This window comes from Telmatobacter bradus, assembly GCF_048629425.1.
GTDB classification, from domain to species: Bacteria; Acidobacteriota; Terriglobia; order Terriglobales; family Acidobacteriaceae; genus Telmatobacter; species Telmatobacter bradus.
In genome coordinates this window covers 110,498-122,636 of sequence record NZ_CP184532.1, presented here as the reverse complement: position 1 = coordinate 122,636, position 12,139 = coordinate 110,498, and the positions used below count along the sequence as shown (strand labels likewise).

Annotated in this window: 10 protein-coding genes; all 10 read left to right on the top strand. The window is 57.5% G+C overall.

Annotated elements, in window-relative coordinates; all coding sequences use genetic code 11:
- The first annotated feature begins 26 nt into the window (after positions 1–26).
- Positions 27–2,201 (top strand): CocE/NonD family hydrolase, encoded by a 2,175-nt coding sequence (locus tag ACOBR2_RS00550; RefSeq protein WP_420238134.1) that lies wholly within the window; start codon positions 27–29, stop codon positions 2,199–2,201.
- Positions 2,202–2,533: 332 nt separating this feature from the next.
- Positions 2,534–3,607 (top strand): peptide chain release factor 1, encoded by a 1,074-nt coding sequence (gene prfA, locus ACOBR2_RS00545; RefSeq protein ID WP_420238133.1) that lies wholly within the window; start codon positions 2,534–2,536, stop codon positions 3,605–3,607.
- A gap of 3 nt (positions 3,608–3,610) precedes the next feature.
- On the top strand, positions 3,611–4,453 hold the full coding sequence (prmC, locus tag ACOBR2_RS00540; protein WP_420238132.1) for a peptide chain release factor N(5)-glutamine methyltransferase: 843 nt from the start codon (positions 3,611–3,613) through the stop codon (positions 4,451–4,453).
- 51 nt (positions 4,454–4,504) lie between these two features.
- The gene (locus ACOBR2_RS00535) at positions 4,505–5,230 is read left to right on the top strand and encodes an HAD-IA family hydrolase (protein WP_420238131.1); all 726 of its coding nucleotides are present in this window, start codon (positions 4,505–4,507) and stop codon (positions 5,228–5,230) included.
- 21 nt (positions 5,231–5,251) lie between these two features.
- Positions 5,252–6,178, top strand: a complete 927-nt coding sequence (gene mmuM, locus ACOBR2_RS00530; RefSeq protein ID WP_420238130.1) for a homocysteine S-methyltransferase — start codon at positions 5,252–5,254, stop codon at positions 6,176–6,178.
- Between the two features lie 42 nt (positions 6,179–6,220).
- Positions 6,221–7,027, top strand: a complete 807-nt coding sequence (locus ACOBR2_RS00525) for a glycosyltransferase family 2 protein (RefSeq protein WP_420238129.1) — start codon at positions 6,221–6,223, stop codon at positions 7,025–7,027.
- Positions 7,028–7,370: 343 nt separating this feature from the next.
- Positions 7,371–7,778: a hypothetical protein gene (locus tag ACOBR2_RS00520; RefSeq protein WP_420238128.1), complete on the top strand. Its 408-nt coding sequence runs from the start codon at positions 7,371–7,373 to the stop codon at positions 7,776–7,778.
- Positions 7,779–7,798: 20 nt separating this feature from the next.
- Positions 7,799–8,161: a response regulator gene (locus ACOBR2_RS00515; RefSeq protein ID WP_420238127.1), complete on the top strand. Its 363-nt coding sequence runs from the start codon at positions 7,799–7,801 to the stop codon at positions 8,159–8,161.
- Between the two features lie 4 nt (positions 8,162–8,165).
- Entirely contained in the window at positions 8,166–10,346 is a 2,181-nt protein-coding gene (locus ACOBR2_RS00510) for a chemotaxis protein CheA (protein ID WP_420238126.1), read from the top strand.
- Positions 10,333–12,096, top strand: coding sequence for a methyl-accepting chemotaxis protein (locus ACOBR2_RS00505; RefSeq protein WP_420238125.1), 1,764 nt, complete (start codon positions 10,333–10,335; stop codon positions 12,094–12,096). Before ACOBR2_RS00510 ends, ACOBR2_RS00505 begins: the two co-directional genes overlap by 14 nt.
- Positions 12,097–12,139: the final 43 nt, after the last annotated feature.

The window sequence follows — 12,139 nt, the reverse complement described above, 5'->3', positions numbered from 1 at the left end:
TTCTGCCTTTTTCGAGGAGTTTCCCTTTGTCCTTTTCCCGCGCCTGGGTTGCCGCACTCTTTTTTTCGCTTGCACTTTCCACCGCCAGCAGCGCGGCCTCCTCGCGCCGTGGCCATCAGGACAAGGCTCCCACTACGGTTGAAATCCAGGTGGTGCTTACACCCACCCAGATGCAGGCTATGGAGGGCGAGTACACCAATGCCGACGAACCCGATACGCCCTTCAGCATCTATGCCAGCAACGGCCAGCTCTACATTGAAAACGAGCGCATGACGCCCACCTTGCTGCGCGCCAGCGGCCCCACCGAATTCAGTCTGACCGGCCATCGTCCCACTCTCCGCTTCAAGCTCGACGCCCAGGGCCACGCAACCTCCTTCACCCTCAGCGAGGGACAGAATCAGGAGTACACCCGCACCGGTCCGCCCGTGCATCACCTCTTCCACGACTACGTGCGCAGCGAAGCCATGATCCCGGCCCGCGACGGCGTTAAGCTGCATGTGGTCATCCTCAAGCCCTCCGACGTGCACACTCCGCTGCCGTTCCTCATCCAGCGCACGCCCTACGGCTGCGATGGAACCAGCCGCGAGGCCTTCGTGGCCGGACGCCCGGAGCTGGCCCGCGATGGTTACATCTACGTCTGCGGCGACATTCGCGGCCGCTACAAGAGTGAGGGCCAGTTCGTGATGATGCGCCCCCTCACCAATCACAAAAGCCGCAAGAACTTCGACGAAAGCACCGACACCTGGGACACCGTGGACTGGCTGGTGCGCAACGTGGACGGCAACAACGGCCGAGCCGGCTTTGTGGGCACCAGCTACCCCGGATTTCTGGCCATGATGGCCGGCATTGACCCGCATCCAGCTGTGAAAGCCATCTCGCCGCAGGCTCCCATGATCGACGTCTGGCTGGGCGACGACTTCTTCCACAACGGCGCATTCCGTCAGTCTTATGGCTACGACTACGTGCTCTCCATGGAGTCCAGCAAGGAAGATACCGAGGTCAGCTACGGCCACGACGCCCAAGGCAAGAACGTTGACGGCTATGACTTCTTCCTCGAACGCGGCAGCTTTGTGGAAGATGTGCGCCACGCTCCGGCCCGCCTGCTGCCCACCTGGAAGCTCTTCCTTGAACATCCCACCTACGACCGGCAATGGGCCGCCCGTGGCGTGGAGCAGGCCCTGACCACCGTCGCCGTTCCTACCCTGAGCGTGGGTGGAACCTACGATCAGGAAGATATGTACGGCCCGCAGCATGAGTACGCCCGGCTGGAACCGCACGACAGCGAACACAAGGACTACCTCGTCCTCGGTCCCTGGCGGCATGGATCGTGGAACTCCTCCTCCCGCCACCTGGGCAACATCGACTATGATGCACCCATCGGCAAGGAATTCCGCGCCAACATTGAAGCCAGGTTCTTCGCGCACTATCTGAAGAACGCGCCTGACTTCAAACTGGACGATACAACCAGCTTCCAAACCGGCTCCAACACATGGAAGAGCTACACCCACTTCCCCCCGCAGGCCTCGCAATCCACCAACCTCTATTTGGCGGCAGGCAACACGCTCAACTGGACTGCGCCCACGGCCGAAGCCCACGCCAGCTATGTGAGCGATCCGGCCAACCCGGTTCCGTACCGTCCCCGCCCCATTCAACCCACCTACAGCGAGGGCTCGCACTGGTACAACTGGCTCACGGAAGATCAGCGCTTTGTGGCTGACCGCAGCGACGTGGTCAGCTTCCGTCTGCCTGCACTGACCGCCCCGCTGACGCTCACCGGTGAGGTTGTGGCCGACATCTTCGCCTCCACCACCGGCAGTGACAGCGATCTGGTCGTCAAGCTCATCGACGAGTACCCCGGCAACGATCCCGACTCCAAGATGCGCGGCTATCAGCGCATTTTGAACGCCGAAATCTTCCGTGGCCGCTACCTGGACGGCTTCCAGAAGGCCGAAGCCCTCAAGCCCGGCGCAGTACGCGAGTACCGCTTCTCGCTGCATGACGTGGACCACGTCTTCCAGCCCGGCCACCGCCTCCTCATCCAGATCCAGAGCAGCTGGTTCCCGCTCTACGATCGCAATCCGCAGACCTTTGTGAAGAACATCATGCTAGCCAAACCCACCGACTACAAACCGGCCACCATCACCCTGGTCAGCGGCCCCAGCCACAACTCCAGACTGATTCTGCCGGTCGTCAGCCAGTAGAATTTCGACTTCGTGGGCAAAAAATCACACGTAAACTGCCTCAAAATCATCCCAACGGGTTGTTTTTCATAAGGGCTTTTACGGAGAGAGCAGGGGCCTTCAGGCCCCTGAATGCCAGATCTGACTCAGATTCCGCGCCTTCAGGCCTGGAGGAACGGCACAAAAGCTCTTCCGGCTGGCTCATGCAGCCCTCCCGTTTCGCGCTAAAATAAAAACAGCGTGGTTCTTCATCAGCCCATCCCGGCTCTTCTTTAGCGGTTCCCACCGCTATTACGACCCCGCGCGCCTTTTTTCAAATCACCCCACAAAATTTAAAACCCCGGAGGGGGCTTATGCTTGACCGCTTGGAACAGATGGAGCAGCGCTTGAACGAACTGCAGTCTCAGTTCGCGCTGCCCGAGGTGATCAATGATCACGAAAAATACCAGAAGACCGCCAAGGCGCTGCGCGAAATCGAAGAGCCGGTGGAGAAGTACCGCGCGCTGAAGCAGGCCCGTCAGGCCCTGGCCGAGGCCAAGCTGATGCTTGAAGAGTCCGATGCCGACCTGCGTGAAATGGCGCAGGAAGAAATGGCCTCGCTCGAACCCCGCATCGTCGAACTGGAAGAACAGCTGAAGATCCTGCTCCTGCCCAAGGATCCCAACGACGAAAAGAACGTCGTGCTGGAAATCCGTGCCGGCACAGGCGGCGACGAAGCTTCGCTCTTCTGCGCTGAGGTCTTCCGCATGTACACCCGCTTTGCCGAGCAGAAGCGCTGGAAGGTGCAAGTTACCGACCTCAGCGAGTCTGGCATAGGCGGCTACAAGGAAGTGATCGCCATCATCGAAGGCGAACGCGTCTACTCGCAGCTCAAGTGGGAGTCGGGCGTGCACCGCGTGCAGCGCGTGCCGGCCACTGAAACCCAGGGCCGTGTGCACACCTCCGCCATCACCGTGGCCGTGCTGCCGGAAGCCGAAGACGTGGACGTCAAGATCGAGGCCAAGGATATTCGCATTGACACCTTCTGCTCCTCCGGCCCCGGCGGACAGAGCGTGAACACCACCTATTCGGCCGTGCGCATCACCCACCTGCCCACTAACACCGTGGTCAGTTGCCAGGATGAAAAGTCGCAGATCAAGAACCGCGAAAAAGGCATGCGCGTGCTGCGTTCGCGGCTTTTCGAGAAGGAAATGGAACGGCAGAACGCCGAGCTCTCCGCGGCCCGCAAGTCACAGGTGGGTTCCGGCGATCGCAGCGAGAAGATCCGCACCTACAACTTCCCGCAGAACCGCCTGACCGATCACCGCATCGGCCTCACCATCCATCAGCTCGATCTGGTAATGGAAGGCCGCCTGCAGCCCACCGTCGATGCGCTGGTCACCTACTACCAGGCTGAGCAGCTCAAGGCCGATAGCGAACGGGACTAAGACGTGACGCTCTCCGAGTGGCTCAAAAAAGCTGAAGTGCGGCTCCTTGACGGGCCGCACTCCGAGCGTGCACGACGCGATGCTGAAGCACTCCTGCTGCATCTGCTCCGCCGTGACCGCGCATGGCTGATTGCCCACTCGAACGAATCCCTGCAGGAGGAAGCACGCTATTCCTCTTTGATCGAACGCCGTCTGCAGGGCGAGCCCATCCAGTACATTACCGGCGAAACCGAGTTCTACGGCCGCGTCTTCCGTGTCCATCCGGGCGTGCTCATTCCCCGGCCCGAGACTGAACACCTCATAGAAAAGACCCTCGAACTTACGCCCGCCTTCCCCGCGCCGCGCATCGTCGATGTAGGCTCCGGCTCCGGCGCCATCGCCATCACGCTGGCTGCGGAACTTCCGCTGGCACAGATCAGCAGCATCGATATTTCCCCGGCCGCGCTCGCCATTGCCCGCGAAAATGCCGCACTGATTCAGGTTGCCGTGCGCTTTCTGGAAGGCGATCTGCTGGCCCCTGTCGCCGAAGAGCAGTTCGATTTTGTCGTCTCCAATCCGCCGTACGTGCCCACCACGGATCGTGACTCGCTCTCGGTGGAAGTGCGCGACTACGAACCAGCACTGGCGCTCTTCGCCGACGCAGACGGCCTTTCCATCTATCGCCGCCTGATTCCCGCAGCTCACAAAATTCTGCTTCCCGGCGGCTGGCTGCTGATGGAAATCGGCTACGGCCAGAGTGAGCCAATCACCGCACTGCTGGCGGCCAGCGGCTTTGCGCAGATCTGCTTTACCGCTGACCTGCAGGGCATTCCCCGCGTGGCCGTAGCGCAAAAGCGCACACACTAAGCGCGCTCCCGCGTCTCACAGATCCCCCACCCCACCTCGTACAATCGAAGTATGATTCACACTCTTCAATCCATTCCGGTCGACCAGATTGAACTGTACGTTTTTGATCTGGACGGCACTCTGGTCGATTCCGCACTGGACCTTGCGAATAGCGTCAACGCGACACTCACCCATCTGCAGATGAGCACACTACCGGTAGAAGTGGGCGCTAGTTTTGTGGGCAACGGCGTGCCCCTGCTGCTGCGCCGTGCGCTTGGCCGCGTACTCGATCAAAAGCCCGACACCGTGGACGCCGCACTCTTCGAGCGCGCCCTCAGCTTCTTTCTGCCTTACTATGAGCAGCACATGCTGGAAAACACCCGACTCTATGCTGGTGCCGCCGAAGCTTTGGCAGCCCTGCAGGCAGCGGGACAAAAGCCCGGCGCAAAAAAGAAGACGCTGGCCATCTGCACCAACAAGCCCGAGAAGCATTCGGTGGGAATCTGCAAAGCGCTCGGCATCGACGGCTACTTTCTGCGCGTCTACGGCGGAGATACCTTTGCCACGCGCAAGCCCGATCCCGAAGGCCTGCTGAAGCTGATTGCCGAAGCCGGCGCAACACCCACCACCACCGTGATGGTTGGCGACAGCAAGGGCGACGTACAGGTAGCCCGCAATGCCGGCACATGGAGCCTCGGCTGCCTCTTCGGCTTTGGCCCGCAGAACCTGCTTGAAGCCAGCCCCGACGTTTGGGTCGACTCCGCCAGGGACTGGACCCGCGTTCTGCTGCCTGAGTAACATCGTCGCAGGAGGCTGCCCATGCAAACGGCGGAAAACATTCTTGACGGCATCCACGTAATCGACGGCGGACTGGCCTCGGAGCTTGAGGCCAGAGGCGCACGCATCGATGGACCGCTGTGGTCAGCACACGTGCTCGAAGAAGAACCGGAGCGCGTAAAGGCCGTGCATCGCGCCTACATTGAGGCCGGAGCACAAGTGCTGGCCACTTGCAGCTATCAGGTCTCTCGCATGGGCTATGCGGAAGTGGGTCTGAGCGCCTCTCAGGCCGATGCAGCACTGCTGTGCGCCGTGCGTCTGGCCCGCGAGGTAGTAGCGGAGTTCCCGAAAAAGTATGTGCTCGTAGTAGCATCGCTCGGCCCCTACGGCGCTGCCTTGCACAACGGCAGTGAGTACACCGGCGACTACGATTGCAGCTTCGACACTCTGGTCCGTTTTCATCGCGAACGCATCGAAGTTCTTGCCCACGCAACCGGCGATGAAGCTCCCGACCTGCTTGCCTTCGAAACTTTTCCTTCGCTTGAAGAAGCCCGCGCCGCTAGCCTTGCACTGGAACCTTTTCCGCAGCTCAAAGCATGGTTCAGCTTCAACTGCCGCGATGCACAGCACCTCGCGCACGGCGAACCCATCGCCGCAGCTGCCGCCCTGGTCGCAAGCCTTCCGCAGACCGTTGCTGTTGGCGTAAATTGCATTCCCGCACGCTGGCTTCCCTCGCTCATTGCCGAACTCAAGCACGCATCCATCCTGCCCGTGCTCGTCTACCCCAACTCCGGCGAGGGCTGGGACGCAGCCAACCGCTGCTGGAGCGGAGAAACTCACGCCGAGGACTACGGCACACAGGCTGAAGCATGGTTCGACGCTGGCGCACAAATTGTGGGCGGCTGCTGTCGCATTGGTCCTGGCCACATTCAGCAGGCGGCGCAAGCCGCCGCAAAATTTTTCTCCTGAGAAAACTTGCCCGCGCCGCCAAAAGATCTTAGCCTTGGAGCTATGCGCAAGAGCCTTTCCGTCGTTCTGATCACGCTCAATGAAGCCGCCAACCTGCCCCGCACGCTGGCTAGCGTTCGTTGGGCCGACGAGATCGTCGTCGTGGACTCCGGTTCCACCGACGGAACCGAGCAGATCGCAATCGAGGCCCATACGCACTTCTTCACCGAGCCATGGCACGGCTTTGCCGCACAGAAAAACAATGCCATCCGCCGCGCCAGCTGCGATTGGGTGCTTTCGCTCGACGCTGACGAAGAACTAAGCCCCGCGCTGCAAAGCGAGATTCAGCAGTTACTGCAGCAGGACGAAATTCCCTCGCAGGCCTATCGCATTCCGCGCCTCAATCATTTCCTCAGCCAGCCACTACGCCATGGCGGCTACTGGCCCGACCCCAAGCTGCGCCTCTTCCGCAAGGGCACAGCCTGCTTCCGTGAGCGCGCCGTGCACGAAAGCATGGAATTGACCGGAGAAAATCAGGGCTCAGTGAAGCAGTTGCAAGGCCATCTGATCCATCATTGCTACCCCACGCTGGAAGAGTACGTGGAGCATATGAACCGCTACAGCTCAGCCGCCGCGCGCCAGCTTGTTGCCTCCGGCCGCGCACCGCGTTCGCTTGCAGGCTTGTTCGCGCAGGCCATCCTCAATCCGGCCGCAACCTTCCTTTATAACTACATTGTCCGGCTTGGATTTCTCGACGGACTCGGCGGCCTGCTGCAGCACTTGAACCACTCCGTTTACATTCACTGGAAGTACGTAAAGGCCTGGGAACTGGCTCGCCAGCCACAGCCTGTGATCGACGTAGAAGCCTAGAAAAACTCTGAGCCTTAATTTTTTCGGAGCACCGCTGCAGGCAGACAGCCATCGGGCGCAGGGATAAGAGCACTTCTCCAGCTGCCGCAGCAAGAAGCCACCCCGCACAGTACAGACAATCCCCTCCACTCTGGAAAACATTAAAAAAATAAAATACTCCCGTAAGTTTTTATACCTCAATGCTTTAATGCAAAAGATTATTTACCTCTAAGCTCATCCAACTCCGATTATGTACTGATCTTAATCCTGCATTTGCCGATAACCCCCGTACAACGCACAGCAAATCCCTGAAATCGCTCCGATTTCGCCGGGGTTAGGTGTGTGAATACTGCGTTCCGAGTGAATGATGGAGCAGGAAAAAACCGAAGAGAGTATTTACGCAAAGGATACAGGCTCTGCCACTGTTTCCACACTACAAGCAGCACGTGCTGGAGAGTGGCTCGAAGCTGGCCTAATACATACGTGGATGTTGGAGCAGCCCGGTTATTTTGCAGAGGAGTCCTCTGCAACGAATGCCACATTCCGACCGGATGGCAATTGTAGTCGAAACCTGGCAGTTGATCTTGAGGGCATTGATTATCTTGAAGCCGATGCGCTGCAGCTTCTGCTTGTGATGCAGAACGAACAAGTGCGCCGGAAACAGAGCCTGCACTTGCGAAACATCTCCTCCAGTTTGCAGGAGTGGTTCGCTCTGGCCGGTGCTGCGGATCTACTCAAAATCTCTCCTGAAACTGCAATCGATAAACACTAACGCGAAAGAGGAGCCCAAGCGTGCGGAAAGTTCTGGTTGTCGACGATTCAGCATCGATGCGACAGATGGTGAATTTTACTTTGCGTCAGGGTGGCTACGAAGTGATTGAAGCCATCCACGGACAAGATGCTCTGGATAAATTGAACGGCACCACGGTTGACCTGATCATCACGGACCTTAATATGCCGGTGATGGATGGGATCATCTTTATTCAGAATCTCCGCAAGAATCCTTCAACGCGCAACAAGCCTATTCTCATGCTGACCACGGAAGGGCTTGCCTCCAAAAAAGAGCAAGGCAAGGCCGCCGGAGCAACGGGATGGATTGTAAAACCATTTGACCCAGACAAGCTGCTCAACACGATTGCAAAGGTATTGCCATAAAGCCATGAAAATCGACCTGTCGCAATTTCGGGATACGTTTTTGCAAGAGAGCGCCGAACATGTTGCGATCCTGGAGTCGGGCCTACTGATTTTGCGGGACCGACCGGATGACCAGGAGACCTTGCATGCAATCTTTCGCTCGGCACACTCCATCAAGGGTGGATCTGGTTCGTTTGGCTACCACCACCTGATGCAGTTTACGCACGTCATGGAGAATCTGCTGGAGCAGTTACGCTCTGCCGCGATTCCAGTAACCGATGAGGCCATCGAGCTTCTTCTACAGTCGGTGGATGTGTTGCGCATTCTGTTGCATGCTGGCCCTGAAGAGGCGCTGCCTGAAGGTGCGCAGGACTTGCTGCAAAGTCTGCAGACGCTTGCGGAGCAGGAATGCACCCCGGCAGCGGATGCGGCCGAAAGCGACGACCGTCCTTCTGATAGCGATGCTGATTGCAGTGACACCGATCTGAAGATGTACCGGATTGAGTTCCGGCCTGATCGTGAGATGTTTTCAAGCGGCACAAATCCGATTGTATTGCTGCGCAATCTGGCGCAGTTAGGATCGGCCTGTGTTACGCACTTGCATCACGAAAATTTGCCGGAATTCAGTGCGTTTGATCCATTGCAGTGTTACCTGAGCTGGACAATCGAAATGGTCTCTTGCAAGCAGGAAGAAGAGCTGCGCGAGGTCTTCGAGTTTGTGGAGCATCTTGCCGAGATCAAGATAGAGCGCATTGATACTGAAGAAGAATTGCGCCCGCAGAATGCAAGTACGACAGAGTCTGTTGCAGGCGCGCCGCCCGAGGTGCATCCTGCCAAGTCTCTGGCAACCGCAGAGAAGCACGGCACGGCCAAACGCACTGCCGGGGCTCCAAGTGCAAACGGTGAATCCAGTTCAATCCGTGTAGCTACTGAAAAAATCGACCGGCTCATTGATCTTGTTGGCGAACTGGTGATCGCGCACGTGATGACGGCGCAAATGGTCGAGAACTTTACGCCAGAATGCTTGCCCAAGCTACGCGAATCTGTTGTAGCCGCTGAACGCAATACGCGTGAACTACATGAGCGCGTGATGGCCGTGCGTATGCTTCCCATGGGTACGCTCTTTCATCGCTATCAGCGCACGGTTTATGACATTGCCCACGCCAATGGCAAACAGATCCGGTTGAACTTGACGGGAGAAGAAACAGAAATCGACAAGAGCATGCTGGAGCTGCTCGGCGACCCACTCACACACCTGGTGCGCAATGCTGCTGATCACGGCATTGAGATGCCGCAGGAGCGGGTTGCTGCAGGAAAACCTGCCGAAGGAACCATTGACCTGCGTGCGTTTCATCGCTCTGGACGAGTAGTCATTGAAGTTTGCGATGACGGCAAAGGTCTTGATCTGGAGAGAATTCGCAACAAGGCTATTGATCGCGGCCTGATTACAGAGCAGACCAAGCTGAGCGATGAACAACTGCGCATGTTGATCTTCGAACCTGGATTTTCCACACGTGACACCATCAGCGACCTCTCTGGCCGTGGCGTCGGCATGGACGTCGTCAAACAAAACGTGCAGCAGTTGAACGGCACGGTAAATATTTCCAGCAAGCTCGGGGTTGGCTCGGTGGTCACCATTGAGTTGCCACTCACCTTGGCAATTCTGGAGGGTCTGCTTGTGCGTGTTGCAGACCGCAAGCTGGTGTTGCCCCTGCTTTCGGTTGTGGAAACAGTCTCACCACGGCCTGGGCAAATGCAGCGCGTAGCCGAGCAGGGCGAGGTGATCGTGATTCGCAAAACGCCTATTCCGATCCTTCGCTTGAGCCGTTATCTTGGCAGTCAGAATTTGACCAGCAAGGCGGCAAACGGTAACAGCGAAGATGCTCAACGAACGCTGGTTGTAGTTATCGAAGCCGGGCGTAAAAAAGTTGGTCTGGTCGTGGATGAATTACTGGGCCAGCAGCAAGTTGTCGTCAAGAGTCTGGAGAAAAACCTGCGCAAGGTGGATGGGCTCATGGGTGCCACGATTCTTGCGGATGGTTGTGTGGCTCCGATTCTCGACGTGGCAAGTATTGCTGAGTTGAATTTGTATTCTCTACATGCAGCAAACCATGCGTCGCTTCATGGAGCGCCTCCGGCGTCTCTCGCTGACGCGCCATCCATCATAAACAAAGAAGGGGAGGAATCGGTCCATGCGTTGGTTTAACAACTTGAAGGCGACACCGCGATTGATGATCGGATTTGGCGCTCTTTTGGTGCTGACAGTAATTATTAGTTATCTATCGGTCAGCAGCCTGAGCAAAGCAAATGACAGAGTAGAGCAACTCTATCGATTTGACTTGATCGGTTCCGACAATGTGAACGCTATTGCCATCGATACCGCAACACTTGGGCGGCTTTCTTTGGATGCTTTCGCTCATGAGAGCGATACAGAAACCATTACCAACGACGAAAAACAGGCCTCTGAAATATTTGCCAACCTGCATACGGAGCTGGACGAAGCCGACAAAAACTTTACCACCAAGCAGGGGCATGATGCTCTGGCTGTGATTAGTAAAACATTGCCGAGCTATGAACAGGGCGCAGGCATCCTCTACCAGAAGCTCAAGGCCAAGGACTATGACGGAGCGAAAGCCGATCTGCTCGCTTTAGGCGAGCTTCGCAAAACTATTCGTGACGCCAGTGAGTTGGCCAGACAACTCAAGCAAGAGCACGCCGAACAGCAGTTCGATGAAAACGCCCATGCATACCAGGAGGCTCGCACTCTGGCACTTACTGCCTGCATCGCATCTCTGCTGCTCGGCGCAATTCTTGCCATCGTGATTGCGCGCGGATTCGCTCTGCCGCTGAATCAGGCTGTAACTACGTTGAGAAAAGTTGCCGGGGGAGATTTGACCGTAGTGCTGGACATCGACACCCAGGATGAAGTCGGCGACATGGCAATGGCTTTAAACGAGACAGTGCAAAAACTTCGGTTAACGCTTGCAGAGGTCACTGAAGGCGCAATCGAGACCAGTTCCTCTTCTCAGCAGCTTGCTGCCGCTGCGGAATCAATCGCCAGCGGTGCGCAGGAGCAGGCCGCCAGCATCGAAGAAACATCGGCAAGCCTCGAAGAGATTACTGCAACCGTACGCCAGAGCGCGGACAATGCGCAGCAAGCCAGTCAACTCGCCTCCGGCTCGCGGGATGCCGCAGAGCAAGGGCAGCAAGTGGTTTCGCAGGCCGTGACGGCAATGTCCGAGATCAATGCCTCTTCGGCGAAGATTGCCGAAATTATCGGCACCATTGATGAAATCGCCTTCCAGACAAATCTGCTGGCAGTGAATGCTGCCGTGGAAGCTGCACGGGCAGGTGAAGAGGGACGCGGTTTTGCTGTGGTGGCAACTGAGGTGCGTAGTCTGGCTCAGCGCAGCGCCGAGGCTGCCAAGGAAATCAAGGTCCTGATTCAGGATTCATTGCGTAAAGTCGAGCGCGGCACTGAGCTGGTCAACAAGTCCGGAGATACGCTGCAAACCATCGTTCAATCGGTCAAGCGTGTTACCGACATTGTGGGTGAAATTGCTGCAGCTGCGGGTGAGCAAAGCACAGGCATCGAACATGTGAACACGGCCATGATGCAGATGGATCAGGTAACGCAAGCCAATTCGGCACATACGGAAGAGCTTTCCACCACCGCCGAATCCATGGCCCAACAGGCAGAACGGCTCATGGAAGATGTCAAGGTTTTTACGCTGAACAAGGACGAAAAAGGAGCGCGTGCTGCAGCTAAATACGCAACCTCGCGTTATGCGCCAACTGCCGTCAAGAGTGGCGTCAATGCTGGTTCCCGCCTTACTGCGGCAGTAAAAAAGACAGTCTCTTCTCCAATTTCCAGGGGATCTGTAACCGCAGCGCGTCCTGCGGTGGCCGTTGCTGCAAATGCTGGCAGCAGTGAAGCAAGCTTCGAAGAATTCTGATCCATAACCGGCGCCTGCCACGGCGCCTCCCGTTCTGTGGCAG